The organism is Egibacteraceae bacterium (assembly GCA_035540635.1).
Taxonomy (GTDB): domain Bacteria; phylum Actinomycetota; class Nitriliruptoria; order Euzebyales; family Egibacteraceae; genus DATLGH01.
The window spans coordinates 34,561-48,650 of record DATLGH010000024.1; the positions used below are offsets into that span (position 1 = coordinate 34,561).

The window sequence follows — 14,090 nt, forward strand, 5'->3', positions numbered from 1 at the left end:
CACGGCCGCCATGCCGATGAAGCCGACGCTCGCTCCCGCGATTGTGGCACGGCTGCGCGCGCACCTCGACCGGTTGTACGGGCCCGCGGAGGCGGCCGAGGCCGCGGACCGGCTCGTGGCGCTGTGCGAGCGGTTCCTCCCAGGGCGGCAGGCGCCGGCCCGTCCCCTGTTCGACGAGACCGACGTCGTCGTCATCACCTATGCCGACCAGCTGCACGAAGCGGGCCGGCCGCCCCTGCAGACGCTGCGAAGCTTCTTCGCCGACCACCTCGCGGGCACGGTCACGGGCGTGCACCTGCTGCCCTTCTACCCGTGGACCTCCGACGACGGGTTCGCCGTCGTCGACTACCTCCAGGTCGACCCGGCGGTCGGGTCCTGGGACGACGTCCGTGCCCTCGCCGCCGACGTGCGGCTCATGGTCGACGCCGTCGTCAACCACGTCTCCTCGCAGAACTCGTGGTTCACCCGGTGGCGGTCGGGCGACGACCACGAGGGCTGGTTCATCGAGGTGGATCCGGCCACGGACCTCTCGGCGGTGACGCGACCTCGTCCGCAGCCGGTGCTCACCCCGTACGAGTCCGCCGGCGGCCTCCGCCACGTGTGGACCACCTTCAGCCCCGACCAGATAGACCTCAACTACGCGAACCCCGACGTCCTGCTCACCGTCACCGAGGTGCTGCTCACCTACGTGGCGAACGGGGCGCAGATCCTACGCCTCGACGCCGTCGCGTACCTGTGGAAGCGGCTCGGCTCGTCCTGCATCCACCTGCCCGAGACCCATGAGGTGATCCGGCTGTGGCGCAGCGTCCTGGACGCGGTCGCCCCGGGCACCCTGCTCATCACCGAGACGAACGTGCCCCACGCGGAGAACGTCAGCTACTTCGGCGACGGCGGGGACGAGGCGCACCTCGTCTACCAGTTCCCTCTCGCCCCGCTCGTGCTGTCGGCCTTCCACCTTGCGGACACGACGACGTTGCAGGAGTGGGCGGCCGGCCTGTCCACGCCCTCGGACACGACGGCCTTCTTCAACTTCCTCGGCTCCCATGACGGGGTGGGGGTACGGCCCGCCGAGGGGCTTCTCACCCCCGCGGAGATCGCCCAGCTGTGCGACCTCGCGACGGCTCACGGCGGAGGCGTGTCCTACAAGGCCGACGCTGACGGCGGCATGAGCCCCTACGAGCTCAACACCGTCTACTTCGACGCCCTGACGGAGGTCGACTCCGCCGAGCCCGCGCCGGTGCAGGTCGACCGCTTCCTCTCGGCCCAGTCCATCCTGCTGGCGCTCGCGGGGGTTCCCGGCATCTACGTGCAGGCGCTGCTCGGCAGCCGCAACTGGCACGAGGGCGTGAAGCAGACAGGACGCCTGCGCACCATCAACCGCCGCAAGTTCGATCGGGCTCTGCTCGAGGCGGAGCTCGCCGACGAGACGAGCTTGCGTGCACTGGTGTTCGGTCAGTTCCGGCAGCGGATCCGTGTCCGCACCGCCGAGCCCGCGTTCCACCCCACCGGCGCGCAGCGCGTCGTACCGACACCACCTGGCGTCTTCGCCCTCGAACGCAGCGCCCCGGACGGCTCCTCGACGGTGCTCTGCCTCCACAGCGTGACGGGGCGGCTCCAGACGTGCACCGTCGCGCAGGCCGGCGGGGTCTACACCGATCTCGTCACCGGGAGGGGCTACCGCAGCGGCGCCGGTGGCGCACTGCGCGTCGAGCTGCCCCCCTATGCCGTGCGCTGGCTGCGCCGGCACGCCTGACGGCGCCGGGTGCGCGCTAGAGGACGCGTGCGGCGCCGAGGAGGCGGCGGGGCGCCGACGGTGCGGGATCGGCCGCGCGCGCACGCAGCGCGAAGGCGAGCTCCTCGCCGATGACCGTCTCACCGGCGGCCGCCCGCCGGACCCCGTCGAGCAGCACGCGTGAGGGCACGCTCTTGCTGAGGAAGCCGTCGGCGCCCGCGTCGAGCGCCTCGCGGAGGTCGAGCGCGCCGTCGGAGGCGCTGAGGACGAGGACCGGCGTCCTGGACCCCGAGGCCCGGAGGCGCCTGGCCACGTCGAGGCCGTCCTGCCCGCCGAGGCGGAGGTCGAGCAGGACGAGGTGGGGGTCTTGCGCCGCGATGACCGCGCAGGCCTGGCCGACCGACGGCGCCTCACCGACGACGGTGATGTCCGGGCAGCTGTCGAGCAGCATCACGAGCGCGGCGCGGATCGCGTGATGGTCCTCGACGATGACGACGCGCGTCTGCCCACCGGTGCTGGCGCCGTCGCGGGCGGTGAGGGTGTGCGGCATGATCTCCCACGCTTGTCGTTGCGGGCCGGAGCTTCGGTGCGCTACGGCCGGTGCCCTTTCCCACCGGCCGCAGCGCACTGCTCTTCTGCTCGGACGTTCGCGCCGGGTCCTGTAGAGAAATTCCTTTTCGCCCGCTCCGGGGACGGGCGTCAGGGCCGGTCGAGCGAGCGCAGGGGCGGCCGCTCGACGATCGCGACCTCCGTGCGCATCTCGCTCACGCGCCCCTCGTCGGTACGGCCGAACTGCGTGTAGGTGCGGGGGAGCGCTTCGGCGAGCGTCGCGCGCTGCTCGTCGCACAGGCGGCGGACGGCGACCTTGGCGATGGCGTAGGCCATCACGGACAGGTCGGCCAAAGGCTGGTTGTTGTGGACCCGCACGCCGAGGTCGACCTGCGCGATGGCATCACGCCCGGCATGCGCCAGCGTGTCGACGAGCAGTCCCAGCTCGACCCCGTAGCCGGTGAAGAAGGGCAACGCCTCGAGCAGCTGCCGCCGGCCGGCGTATTCGCCGGCGAGGGGCTGGACGAGACCGGCGAGAGCGGGCCAGAATAGGTTGAGGAGGGGGCGGGCGAGGAGCTCGGTGACCCGCCCGCCGCCGGCTCGGTCGCGTAGGTCGCCCACGGTGAGCGGCCGGTCGTAGAAGCCCTTCACGAGCTGCACGCCGGGCTCGCAGAGCAGGGGACCGAGCAGTCCCCACACGAAGCGGGGGTCGGGGTTGCGGATGTCGGCGTCGACGTAGGCGACGATGTCGCCGGAGGTCACCGACAGGCTCCGCCACAGCGCGTCGCCTTTGCCGCATGCCGGACCGTACTGGGGCAGGATCGCGCTGTCGTGGTGCACCCGCGCCCCCGCTTCGGCAGCCACCTCGGGCGTGCCGTCGGTCGAGCCGCCGTCGACAACGACAAGCTCGTCGACGAGGGCGCCCGCGAGGGTCGCCACCGCCGCCACCATCGCGCCGATGGTCTCCGCCTCGTTGCGGGCGGGCAGGACGACGCTCACGGTGGTGCCGCTGGCCTGCTTGCGACGGGTAAGGTCGGCGACGGAGAACTGGTCGCTCGCGAACGTCCGCGCGGCGAACCAGGTTCCCGTGCTGTCACCGACCGTCATTGCACCTCGAGCGTGCCCTCCATGCCCGCCTGCCGGTGCCCGGGGACGCTGCAGTAGTAGGTGTAGGTCCCGGGCTCGAGCTCGATCGTGCCGGTAGCGGACTCCCCGCCGGGTGCCTCCACGACCGTCTCGTCGCCGGCTTCCTCGAACGTGACGTCGTGCGGCGCTCCGCCCTTGTTGTCGATCGCGATGGTGAGCTCGCCGGCGGGGGCGGTCGCCGGCGCCTCGGAGAAGTCGATGTCGATGGCGACGAAGACGAGGGCGTCCTCGGGGAAGGCCTCGCCCTCGGCGCCCTCCCCCTCACCACCCTCTCCCTCGGCGGCCGCCTCCTCTTCGTGGTGGATGGGCCGGATGCCTGCGGCGGCGCCGGCGGCGCCGGCCGCGGTGACGCCGACCATGCCGACGACGAGGCCGACGCCGAGGGCCCGAGCGGGCAGGTGCGGGCGCGCCGCCACGAACGCGGCGAGCACGAGCACATAGGCGGCGACGAGCAGGGCGATGAACACCGCGGACATCTCGGGAACGGCGAGGAGCACCCGGGACAGGCTGAAGGCGAAGATGCCGAAGCCGGCGAGCACCGCCAACGGCAGCATGAACGGAACGAACACCCGCTCGCGGAAGTCCTGGTTCATTCGGTCCTCGTCGTCGGCTGAAGGTTCACGGCCTCGATGTCGCCTTCGAGGTCACGCCAGTAGAGCGCGTCGGGCCCACCGGACTCGCTCTCGCTCGCCCAGCGGAAGAAGAGCACGGCGATCGTCCCCCACAGGATGAGGCCGCCGCCGATCTTCATGAGCAGGCCCGCGATCTGCTGGTCCTGCACGACGGTCATGAAGTCCCACAGGCGGGGCGCCTCGGCGTACGCCCGGTACAGGGCCCCCTCGGAGAAGGTGAGGAACGACGCGGGCACCGTCGGCACGATCGAGTGCGCGAACAGGTAGGTCATGCGTCCGGGGTAGGACAGGTGCGGCAGCTCGGGCAGCGGGGAGAGCACCGGCCACCACAGCAGGACGCCGAGCCCGATGGTCATGGCGTGCAGGGTGAAGTGCAGTGGGGCGCTCTGCACGGAGGCGTTGACGATGACCGGCCAGTGGGTCGCCGCTATGAACGCGTTCACGGCGACGAGGGCGACGAGGGGGCGGGTGAGGACCCGCGCCACGGCGAACACGGCCGCGGGCCGCAGCAGGCGCCGCAGAAGCCACCCGGGGGTGCCGAGGATGAGCAGCGCCGGGACGGCGTACAGGAAGATCATGTGCTGCAGCATGTGGACGCTGAACAGGTAGCTCTCGGCGACGTGGTGGATGGGCCAGTCCGCCGCCACCCACAGCAGCGCCACGCCGGAGACGAAGCAGACCCGTTGGTTGCGGCTCGCGGGGCGGCGCCCTGGCGCGAGCTTCGGCCCCCACGCGGACAGCGCGTAGAGGTAGCCCCCGACGAGCGCGACGACGAGGAGCCAGGCGTCGGGGTGGGGCTCCCAGGACAGGACCGCCTCGGGCATCGTCAGGCCTGCACCATTGGGGTGCCGAGGAACATCGTCGCGATGACGATCCCGAAGACCGTCGTCGCGAGCGCCAGGCCGACGAGGAACACCCGCCGGAACAGGCGGTGGTCGAAGCGCAGGTGCATGAACCAGGCGACGACGAGGACGAACTTCAGGGCGGTGAGGAAGAGCAGGGCGGGGACCGTCACCTGCCGGATGACGGGGGCGAAGTAGAGGGCCACCTCGATCGCGGTCAGGACCGCGAGGATGACGCCGATCTGGACGTACTCGGTGACACCCGGGTGCCAGCCGTGCTCGGACTCTGCCATGGGGGCGCTACTCCGCGGGGATGAGGTAGACGACGGTGAACAGGACGATCCACACGATGTCGACGAAGTGCCAGTAGAGGCCGATGTTCTCCACTGTGCCGTCGTGCGCGGGGGTCAGGCGTCCGAGGAACGACGCGCCCCACATGCCGAGCAGCATGAGGATCCCGACGGCCACGTGGACGCCGTGGAAGCCCGTGAGCACGAAGAACGACGAGGAGAACGCGCTGGTCGTCAGCCCGAACCCCTCCTCGACGAAGAACGTGAACTCGTAGATCTGCCCTGCGAGGAACGTGGAGCCCATGGCGGCCGTGGCGAGGGTCCAGATGCGGAAGCGGCGCATGTCGCCGGCCTGTATCGCCGCGAGCGCGAGCACCATGCCGAGGGAGGACATGAGGAGGATGAACGTCGACACCGAGGTGAAGGGGATGTCGAAGATCTCCCCGGGCCCCGGGCCGTCGGCGAGCTCGTCGAGGTAGATGAGGTAGGTGGAGATGAGCGCGCCGAAGAACAGGCACTCGGACGCGATGAGCGTCCACATCCCCATCTTCTCGTTCGACAGACCGAGGCTGGTGTGGTGGCCGTCGTCGCCCCGCTCGGCCGGCTGGATCGCTGCCGCTGCTTCCGCCACTGCTAGTGCTCCTCCACGCTCGGCTCGAGTGCCCAGGCGAACAGTCCGCCGATGGTGATGAGGCCCCCGAGACCGATGAGGATGGGGGAGAAGATCACGCCGTAGGCCATGATCGGGACGCCGATCGACGCCACGAGCGGGTAGTACGAGGGGTCGGGCATGTGGACGCCGTGCGCGTCGCCGGCGCCGGCGTCGTGCGCGTCCGCCGCGGCGGGGGAGTCGGCCGCGCCTCCTGAAGGCACCCGCATCGGCTGGCGGCCGGGCTCACCGACGGCGTACTTGCGGTTCCACAGCTCGTCGCGCGCGCTCACCTGCGGGACGACGTCGAAGTTGTGCGGCGGCGGCGGGGAGGTCGTCGTCCACTCCAGGGTCCGGGCGTCCCACGGGTCGTTGCCCGCCGGGCGACCGTTCTTGCGGCTCTTCAGGACGTTGACGATGAAGACGACGAAGCCCAGGGCGATGACGAAGGCCCCGATGGTCTCCACGAGGTTCCAGAAGTTCCATCCCATGCCGTCGGGGTAGGTCGCCACGCGGCGGGGCATGCCCTGGAGGCCGAGGATGTGCATCGGACCGAAGGTCACGTTGAAGCCGATGAGCATGAGCCAGAAGTGAAGCTTGCCGAGCCTGTCGTTCATGAGCCGGCCCTTGACCTTCGGGAACCAGTAGTAGAAGCCGGCCATGAGCCCGAACACCGCGCCGCCGAACAGCACGTAGTGGAAGTGGGCGACGATGTAGTAGGTGTCGGTCTGCTGGTAGTTGTGCGGCACGATCGCGTGCGTGACGCCCGACAGCCCGCCGATGGTGAACATGGCGACGAGGCCGATGGCGAACAGCATCGGTGTGGTGAAGCGGATCTGGCCGCCCCACAGTGTGGCGATCCAGTTGAAGATCTTGATGCCCGTCGGCACCGCGATGAACATCGTCGACAGGGCGAACGCGGCGTTGGCGACCGGCCCGAGACCGACGGCGAACATGTGGTGCGCCCATACCCCCCAGCCCATGAAGCCGATGGCGATGCCGGAGAAGACGATCGCCGTGTAGCCGAACAGCGGCTTGCGGCTGAACACCGGCAGGATCTCGCTGACGATCCCGAAGGCGGGCAGGATGAGGATGTAGACCTCGGGATGGCCGAAGAGCCAGAACATGTGCTGCCAGAGGACCGGGTCGCCGCCCTGCGCGGGGTTGAAGAAGTTCGAGGCGAACCGGATGTCGAACATCAGCTGCCAGAGGGCGACACCGATGATCGGCATGGCGAACAGCATGAGGACGCTCGTCACGAACGTCATCCACACGAACACCGGCATGCGCATGAGCGTCATGCCGGGAGCGCGCAGGTTGAGGATGGTGACGATGAAGTTGACCGCGCTCGCCAGCGACGCGATGCCGGCGATCTGCAGGCCGAGTGAGTAGAAGAGCATGCGGAAGTTGAGTTCGCTCGAGAAGCCCAACGTCTCCCCGAGCGGGTCACCGCCGAGGATGGACAGGGGGGCGTAGCCGAACCACCCGCCGTCCGGCAGACCACCGAGGAAGATGCTGGAGAACATGAAGATGCCCGCGAACAGGAAGATCCAGTACGACAGCGCGTTCAGCCGGGGGAACGCGACGTCGCGGGCGCCGATCATGAGCGGCAGGAGATAGTTGAAGAACGCGGCCGACAGCGGCATGACCCCGAAGAAGATCATCGTGAGGCCGTGCGTCGTGAAGAGCTGGTTGTACTGGTCGCGGGTGAGGAACGCCGCGTCGGGGCTCGCAAGCTGCACCCGGATCAGGAGGGCCTCCACGCCACCGAGGAGGAAGAACAGGAAGGCGGTGACGAAGTAGAGGATCCCGATCTTCTTGTGGTCGATCGTCGTGAACCAGCTCGACGGGCCGGTCGTCGCCTTCGGCCGGCGGAAGGCGCTTTGCCCCGTAGCCGGCCGCTCCGCGGTCGCCGTCACCGCTGCCCCCTACCGCTGCGCTGCTCGATGGTCATGGCAGGTCTCCCGTTGCACCGTGTCACTGGAGGGTCTGCAGGTACTCGACGAGCGCCTCGACCTGGTCGTCGGCGAGGCCGAGGTTGGGCATCTGCGCACCGGGCTTGACCCCCGGCGGGTTGCGGATCCACGCGCCGACCTGCTCGGGGTCGTCGTTCTCGAAGATGCCCCCGCCGAAGATCTCGCGGGTGGCGAAGTGGGTGAGGTCGGGCCCGACGCGGACGCCGGCGTTCTGCGGGTGGCCGTCGATGACGTGGCAGGCGACGCAGTGAACGCCGAACAGCTCCTGGCCCTCCGCCGCGAGGCCCTGCAGGTCGGTGTCCGCCGGCTGCGCCTGCTCGTCGAGCCAGGTCGTGAAGTCCTCGACGGTATGGGTGACCACCTGGAAGCGCATCTCGGCGTGGGCCAACCCACAGAACTCCGCACATTGGCCAGAGTAGCGCTGGCCCGGTTCCTCAGCCTCGATGCGCATGATCCGCTCGTAGCCGGGGATGACGTCCTGCTTGCCGGCCAACCGCGGGACCCAGAAGCTGTGGGCCACGCCGGCGAGGGACTGGGCGCTGCGCGACCCGTCGGGGTCGGCCTGGTCGAACGTGTCGGGAATGCCGGGATGCAGCGCCTCCATCTGCAGGCGCACCGCCCGGTCCACGGGGATGTGGAGCTCGTTGGCCGTGACGACCCCCCGGCCCTCCTCGCCGAGGTACTCGAACTCCCACCAGAACTGCTTGCCGATGACCCGCACGGCGAGGGCCTCCTCGCCCGGGTCCTCGGCGAGGGCGAAGATGCCGCCGACGGTGGGGACGGCGATGACCGCGAGGATGAGCGCGGGGATGGCCGTCCAGATGAGCTCCAGGCGGGTGTTGCCGGCCACCTGGCGCGGCGGCTGGTCCTGGCCACGGTCGCGGAAGCGGATGACGGCGACGAGGATGAGCCCCTGGACGAGCACGAAGACCGCCACCGCGATGGGGAACACGAGGTTCCACAGCCCGTCCTGGAACCGGGCGATGGGACCGGCGGGGTCGAGTGCGTTCTGTGGGAGCTCCCCGGGCGTGTCACCGCCGATGGCGCACCCGCCGAGCAGCAGGGCGGCACCGAGCAGCAGCCCCCAGCCCGGAAGGGGGCGTCGAGCCCTCATCTCTCCTCCGTGTTCCGCAGCGTGTGCTCCGCAGCGTCGAGCAGGGCCACCGACGTGACGGGAGGCTGCGCGCATCCTGCTCCGCACTTCCTTGGTCGTTCGGCCGGCCGGTCGGACGGCTCGAGGGGACGGCGCGAGCCGCTGGGGCGGTAGTGTGGCATGAGCGGGGCTCCGACACGAAATACACCGGCGACCCGCCTCACGCGGAGGCGGCCGGGCGCGCGGCGGGGTTACCGTTCGGCCATGGACAGCACCCCGGACAGGGGGACCACGGGCTCCCGCATCGAGGTGGCCCTGCGGCGGCTCGCCGTCGGCTACCGCGCCGTGGGCGCCGTGTGGCTCACGCTGCTCGCGTTGACCGCGGCCGTCCCGGGTGTGAGCACGGTGACGGCCGACCCGCTCGTGACCGGCGCGACGATCGTGCTCGTGGCGGGCTGGTCGGCGTTGACGGGCCTCGTCGCCGCCCGCCGGCCCGCGGCGCTCGCCTCGCCCGCGTGGTTGGCCGCCGACGCGACGGTGGCGGTCGCGACGATCCTGGCCCCGTCGGTGGCGGGGGCGGGAGCGGCGGCCTTCTACGGCGGCTACCCGTTCTCCTCGGTGCTCCTCGCGGCGACCATGCGGGGACTGGCAGGAGGTCTGCCGGTCGGGGCCGTGCTCGCCGTCGCGGCAGTCGGCAGGCTCGCCGCCGAGGGCGCGCCCGCGCTTCCCGAGGCGCTCGGCTCGGTGATCCTCTACCTCGCCGGGGCGGGACTCGTCGCCTGGGGAGCCGACGTGCTGCGGCGCCAGGACGCGGAGCGCCGGGCTGCCGAGGCGACGCTGGCCGTCGAGCGGGCCGAACGTGTCCGCTCGCAGGAGCGTGCCGAGACGGCGGCGCACCTTCACGACTCGGTCCTCCAGACACTCGCGCTCATCCAGCGGGCGAGTGACGACCCCGCCGGTGTGACCGCGCTCGCCCGCAGCTGCGAGCGCGAGCTCCGCGGCTGGCTGGCCGGCGCCGCGGCCCCCGACGGCCGGCGCTTCGGCGACGCGGTGCGCGTCGCGGCGGCGGAGGTGGAGGCGGCCCACCACGTGACGGTCGACGTCGTGACCGTCGGTGACGCCGCCCTCGACACGCCGCTGGCAGCGCTCGTGGCCGCGGCGCGCGAGGCACTCGTCAACGCCGCCAAGCACGCCGGCGTCGACCGCGTCTCGCTCTACGCGGAGGCCGGCCCCGGCGGCTTCGAGGTCTTCGTCCGGGACCGTGGCGCCGGCTTCGACACCGACGGGGTGGCACCCGACCGCCGGGGCATCGCCGAGTCGATCGTCGGCCGGGTCCGCCGTCACGGCGGCGAGGCGAGCGTGCGCTCCGCCCCCGGACAGGGCACGGAGGTCCGCCTGCGCCTGCCGATTCCGGGCTCGTGAACCGCCGAGCGGTGAGCGAGGGCGACGCCGCCTATGCGTCAAGGGTGCGGCGGTCGGTCGCGGCACCGCGCGCCGAGAACACCGACCTGCGATCATGAGCGGCATGCGCGAGCGCGCCAAGGTCTTCCTCGTCGACGACCACGCCCTGTTCCGCGCGGGCATCCGCAGCGAGATCGCCGACCGCGTCTGGATCTGCGGTGAGGCCGCCGACGTGCCCGCGGCGGTGGCGGGCATCGTCGCGCACGCCCCGGACGTGGTGCTGCTCGACGTGCACCTGCCGACGGTGCCGGGTGCCGGTGGGGGCACCCCCTGGGCCGGTGGCGACCAGACCGGGGGCCGTGCGGTAATCGAGGGCGTCAGGGCGGCGGGCAGCGACGCGCGCTTCCTCGCCCTGTCCGCCTCGGACAGCCCTGAGGACGTCATCGGCCTCGTCCGTGCCGGCGCGCGCGGGTACGTGACGAAGACGGTCTCCGCCGACGAGCTCGTCGACGGCATCCGGCGGGTGGCTTCGGGCGACGCCGTCTTCAGCCCCCAGCTCGCCGGCTACGTCCTCGACGCGTTCGCCGCGATCCCGGTAGCCCAGGTCGACGACGACCTCGCGACGCTCACCCGCCGGGAGCGCGAGGTCCTCCAGCACGTCGCTCGCGGCTACACCTACCGGGAGATCGCCGAGCAGCTGTTCATCTCCGTGAAGACGGTGGAGACGCACGTGTCCGCGGTGCTGCGCAAGCTCCAGCTGCCGAACCGCCACCAGCTCTCGCGCTGGGCGGCCGAGCACAACATCCGCTGACCCGCGCCGGGGAGACGGCCGCCGGGCGGGTGGCGGGTTACCCCCCACCTCGCCGGCGGAGGCGATCAGGTCACCCCGAGCCGAGGATCAGGGTGATCCCCGAGGCGCGCGGGAAGCACCGCGGGCGACAGTGAGCCGACGGCCGCACCCGCGGCCCCCGTCGGGAGGCTTCTCCATGCGCCAGCTCGCCAACCACCGGCTGTGCCGCCGCATCCTGGCCGGCGCGGGCCTGTCCGCACTGGCCGACTGGCTCGTGTTCAGCGGGCTCGTGGCGGTCGTCGCGGGCCTCACGGGCGGGTCGGTGTTCGCCGTCGCCCTCGTCGCCAGCGCCCGCGTGCTGCCGGCGGTCGTCGTCGGTCCGCTCGTCGCCCCCTACGCGGGCGTGGCGGGCCTGCGGCGCACCCTCGTCGCCGCGGACGTCGTGCGGGCCGGCGCGGTGCTGCTGCTCGGGGTCGCGCCGAGCCTGACCGGCCTGCTCGTCGCCCTCGCCGCGCTCGAGCTGGCCGGCGCGCTCGGGTCCGCGACCCGCGAGGCGGCCATCTCCGCCGGCGTCGAGCCCGCCGCCTTCCCCGCGCTGAACGCGGCAACGGGAGGCCTCGGCTACGGCCTGCTGCCCGTCGGCGGCCTGCTCGCCGCCCTGCTGCTGCGGGTGCACCCCGCCGCGCCGTTCGCCGTGGGCGCCGGGTGCTACCTCGCCACCGCGGCCGTGATGGGCCGCACCCGTGAGCTCGACGGGCTGTCCGCCGGCTCGGGGGAGCGGGTGTCGGCTGTGGCCGGTCTCGCCGCCGTGCGTCGTCCCGGCCCGCTGCGCGCGGTCGTCACCGCAGCGGTGATCGGGGTCGTGCCGATCGTCCTGCTGTTCTCGGTAGCCGACGCCATGGCCGCGGCCACGCTGGGGGCCGGGAAGGGTCGCCTGCTGGCCCTGCTCGCCGCGGGCGCCGTCGCCGGGGGGCTGGCGGCACAGCGGGGCGTGACCGCGACGACCGGCCTGCTGGTGGCCTGCGGCGGCGCGGTGGCCCTGCTCGGGGCGGGCCTTCCCGCCGCCGGCGGCGTGGTCGGGCTCGGAGCGGGCGCGGGGATCGCCTACGTGGCGACGCAGGCGCGGCTGCAGGAGACCGCCCGCGCACCGGAGGAGTTCGCCGCCGCGTTCGCGGCGATCAAGGTCGGCACGCTCGGTGCGCTGCTCGTCGCCCCGGCCGTGTACACCGTCGGCGGGCCGGCGGCCGTGGCCGGCACCATGGCGGCACTCGCCGCGGTCGGTGCGGGCTGGTACGCCGCACGGGTGGACGGCCTCGCCCTGCCCGCGCACCTCTTCCGGGCGGTCGCGCGGCCGGTGCTCGGCCGTGCGTGCCGCATCCGGGTCCACGGAGCCCTGCCGGCCGGCGGCGCCGTCGTCGTCGCGAACCACCCCAGCGCCCTCGACGGGCCGCTCGCGGTGTGGCTCGACCGCCGGGTGCGGCCGGTGGCCAAGCCGCAGCGCCACCTCCTCGCGCGGGCCGGGTTCGCCCTCACGGGCACCATCGTGCGCGGCGCCGGCGCCGGCGCGACGGGGGCCGCCGTCGCGCACCTGCGAAGGGGGGGCCTCGTGTGGCTCGCTCCCACGGGCGGCGTGACGGACGACGTGCTCGGCCGGCCCCGGACCGGTGCGGCGCGCATGGCCGCCGAGGCCGGCGTGCCCGTCGTCGTCATGGGGATCCTCTACGGGGCGCCCGGCAGCGACCCCGCCCGTGCGGTTGACGGCCGTGCCGCGGCCGGGCCGCGTCTGCGGGCCTGGCGACCCTGGCGGCGGCCCACGGTGCGCATCGTGCTCGGGCCGCCGCGGCACGTGCCCGCGGGAGCGGATCCGTCGGCGGTGTCGGAGGCCTTCATGCGTGAGCTAGCCGCCACCACGGGGCTGCGCTACGTCGGCGACCCAGCCGGCTCCTCGGGAGGCTCCTCGACGGGGAAGTCGACGCGGGCCACCTCCCGGCCGTCGACCTCGAGGACGAGCTGGTACCCGTCGTCGGCGTACTCGAAGGTCTGGTCGTCGATCTCGTCCGCGAGATCGTCGTGCTCGGCGAGCACCTCCCGAGCGACCCCCTCCCGGACGGTGCGCCCGTAGGGCTCGACGATCCGCCAGGTCTCCGTGAACCCGCTGTTCACGTCGTCCCACGCCCGCAGGACGTAGAACGGCGCGGCCGGGGCGGGCCCGGGCGCCGTCAGGCGGACCGCCGAGTCGAGGCCGGGACGGACCTGAGCGCCACTGCGCTGAAAGCTCTCGCGGTCGACGATCTTGGCGTAGCGCAGCGTGGCGCCCATCAGCAGACCCTCCTGGCGGTCATGACACGCCCTCTTTGCGCTTGTTCACGGCATCGTCGATCTGGCGCCACAGGTCCTCGCGCACCTCGAGCAGCGCCGCCTGCAGGTCGGACTCGTGCGACGTGGCGACGAACGGGGGGAAGTGGGGCAGGCCGCACTCGAGGGTCACCTTCTGCGAGTTCGTCTCGCGCTCCTTAACGGTCAGGAGCAGGTCGGTGCCGTCGGCGGGGAACTTTCGCAGGCGACGGTTGAGCTTCTCGAGGCGGCTCACGATCCGGTCGCGCTCGGCGGCGGAGAAGCCGTCCCCGAGACGCAGCTGGTCGATGGACGCGCTGCCCGCGTCCGCCTCGTCGGCGTCGGACCCGTCGCTCCCGAGGTCGATCTCGTCGACGTCGAGCTTCTCCAGGCGTTGGCGGACGAGCGGGGCGGACAGGCCGGTGGCAGCCTGGATCGCCTCGACGAGGTCGGAGAAGTCGTCGCCGACCATCTCGACGCTCTCGGGGTCGACCTGGGGGAACTCCTCCAGCACGTACGGGCGAAGAGCGGTGAAGTGCCGCTCCCAGACCCGGGGGGTGAGGGATCGCATCCATGTCTCCTGAAGTCGAGTCTGCCTGCGGCCGACGGTCGCTACAGTGCTGCCCTGACACGCCGGTTCACACACCTGCCGAGGG

Annotated in this window: 13 protein-coding genes; 4 read left to right on the forward strand and 9 right to left on the reverse strand. The window is 72.2% G+C overall.

Going from position 1 to position 14,090, the window contains the following annotated elements:
* Nucleotides 1-10 precede the first annotated feature (10 nt).
* Complete coding sequence (locus VM324_04600; protein ID HVL98554.1) at nucleotides 11-1,753, forward strand: sugar phosphorylase; 1,743 nt, start codon at nucleotides 11-13, stop codon at nucleotides 1,751-1,753.
* A gap of 16 nt (nucleotides 1,754-1,769) precedes the next feature.
* Here VM324_04600 and VM324_04605 read toward each other — a convergent pair whose 3' ends face one another.
* The 8 genes from VM324_04605 to VM324_04640 all read right to left on the reverse strand — a co-directional run bounded on the left by VM324_04605 (nucleotide 1,770) and on the right by VM324_04640 (nucleotide 8,930).
* Nucleotides 1,770-2,282 (reverse strand): response regulator transcription factor, encoded by a 513-nt coding sequence (locus VM324_04605; GenBank protein ID HVL98555.1) that lies wholly within the window; start codon nucleotides 2,280-2,282, stop codon nucleotides 1,770-1,772.
* Nucleotides 2,283-2,431: 149 nt separating this feature from the next.
* The gene (locus tag VM324_04610) at nucleotides 2,432-3,388 is read right to left on the reverse strand and encodes a glucosyl-3-phosphoglycerate synthase (protein HVL98556.1); all 957 of its coding nucleotides are present in this window, start codon (nucleotides 3,386-3,388) and stop codon (nucleotides 2,432-2,434) included.
* On the reverse strand, nucleotides 3,385-4,020 hold the full coding sequence (locus VM324_04615) for a plastocyanin/azurin family copper-binding protein (GenBank protein HVL98557.1): 636 nt from the start codon (nucleotides 4,018-4,020) through the stop codon (nucleotides 3,385-3,387). Before VM324_04615 ends, VM324_04610 begins: the two co-directional genes overlap by 4 nt.
* A complete protein-coding gene (locus VM324_04620; GenBank protein ID HVL98558.1) occupies nucleotides 4,017-4,883 on the reverse strand; it encodes a cytochrome c oxidase assembly protein in 867 nt (288 codons plus the stop codon). The genes VM324_04615 and VM324_04620 overlap by 4 nt, the downstream gene beginning before the upstream one ends.
* A gap of 2 nt (nucleotides 4,884-4,885) precedes the next feature.
* Nucleotides 4,886-5,194: a cytochrome C oxidase subunit IV family protein gene (locus VM324_04625; protein HVL98559.1), complete on the reverse strand. Its 309-nt coding sequence runs from the start codon at nucleotides 5,192-5,194 to the stop codon at nucleotides 4,886-4,888.
* 7 nt (nucleotides 5,195-5,201) lie between these two features.
* Nucleotides 5,202-5,822 (reverse strand): heme-copper oxidase subunit III, encoded by a 621-nt coding sequence (locus VM324_04630; GenBank protein HVL98560.1) that lies wholly within the window; start codon nucleotides 5,820-5,822, stop codon nucleotides 5,202-5,204.
* Nucleotides 5,823-5,824: 2 nt separating this feature from the next.
* Nucleotides 5,825-7,759 (reverse strand): cytochrome c oxidase subunit I, encoded by a 1,935-nt coding sequence (ctaD, locus tag VM324_04635; GenBank protein ID HVL98561.1) that lies wholly within the window; start codon nucleotides 7,757-7,759, stop codon nucleotides 5,825-5,827.
* 58 nt (nucleotides 7,760-7,817) lie between these two features.
* The gene (locus tag VM324_04640) at nucleotides 7,818-8,930 is read right to left on the reverse strand and encodes a cytochrome c oxidase subunit II (GenBank protein ID HVL98562.1); all 1,113 of its coding nucleotides are present in this window, start codon (nucleotides 8,928-8,930) and stop codon (nucleotides 7,818-7,820) included.
* Nucleotides 8,931-9,173: 243 nt separating this feature from the next.
* Between VM324_04640 and VM324_04645 the strand changes: the two genes are divergently transcribed.
* From VM324_04645 to VM324_04655, 3 genes are all read left to right on the forward strand, one after another.
* The gene (locus VM324_04645; GenBank protein HVL98563.1) at nucleotides 9,174-10,331 is read left to right on the forward strand and encodes an ATP-binding protein; all 1,158 of its coding nucleotides are present in this window, start codon (nucleotides 9,174-9,176) and stop codon (nucleotides 10,329-10,331) included.
* Between the two features lie 103 nt (nucleotides 10,332-10,434).
* Entirely contained in the window at nucleotides 10,435-11,121 is a 687-nt protein-coding gene (locus VM324_04650) for a response regulator transcription factor (protein ID HVL98564.1), read from the forward strand.
* 175 nt (nucleotides 11,122-11,296) lie between these two features.
* Entirely contained in the window at nucleotides 11,297-13,222 is a 1,926-nt protein-coding gene (locus VM324_04655) for a 1-acyl-sn-glycerol-3-phosphate acyltransferase (protein ID HVL98565.1), read from the forward strand.
* 216 nt (nucleotides 13,223-13,438) lie between these two features.
* Here VM324_04655 and VM324_04660 read toward each other — a convergent pair whose 3' ends face one another.
* Nucleotides 13,439-14,005 (reverse strand): hypothetical protein, encoded by a 567-nt coding sequence (locus VM324_04660; protein HVL98566.1) that lies wholly within the window; start codon nucleotides 14,003-14,005, stop codon nucleotides 13,439-13,441.
* Between the last annotated feature and the right edge of the window lie 85 nt (nucleotides 14,006-14,090).

Excerpts from the sequence above, each read along its gene's own strand:
- VM324_04655 (HVL98565.1), top strand. The coding sequence starts at position 11,297 with ATGCGCCAGCTCGCCAACCACCGGCTGTGCCGCCGCATCCTGGCCGGC.
- VM324_04615 (HVL98557.1), bottom strand. The coding sequence starts at position 4,020 with ATGAACCAGGACTTCCGCGAGCGGGTGTTCGTTCCGTTCATGCTGCCG.
- VM324_04640 (HVL98562.1), bottom strand. The coding sequence starts at position 8,930 with ATGAGGGCTCGACGCCCCCTTCCGGGCTGGGGGCTGCTGCTCGGTGCC.
- VM324_04605 (HVL98555.1), bottom strand. The coding sequence starts at position 2,282 with ATGCCGCACACCCTCACCGCCCGCGACGGCGCCAGCACCGGTGGGCAG.
- VM324_04600 (HVL98554.1), top strand. The coding sequence starts at position 11 with ATGCCGATGAAGCCGACGCTCGCTCCCGCGATTGTGGCACGGCTGCGC.
- VM324_04620 (HVL98558.1), bottom strand. The coding sequence starts at position 4,883 with ATGCCCGAGGCGGTCCTGTCCTGGGAGCCCCACCCCGACGCCTGGCTC.
- VM324_04660 (HVL98566.1), bottom strand. The coding sequence starts at position 14,005 with ATGCGATCCCTCACCCCCCGGGTCTGGGAGCGGCACTTCACCGCTCTT.
- VM324_04645 (HVL98563.1), top strand. The coding sequence starts at position 9,174 with ATGGACAGCACCCCGGACAGGGGGACCACGGGCTCCCGCATCGAGGTG.
- VM324_04650 (HVL98564.1), top strand. The coding sequence starts at position 10,435 with ATGCGCGAGCGCGCCAAGGTCTTCCTCGTCGACGACCACGCCCTGTTC.
- VM324_04610 (HVL98556.1), bottom strand. The coding sequence starts at position 3,388 with ATGACGGTCGGTGACAGCACGGGAACCTGGTTCGCCGCGCGGACGTTC.
- VM324_04625 (HVL98559.1), bottom strand. The coding sequence starts at position 5,194 with ATGGCAGAGTCCGAGCACGGCTGGCACCCGGGTGTCACCGAGTACGTC.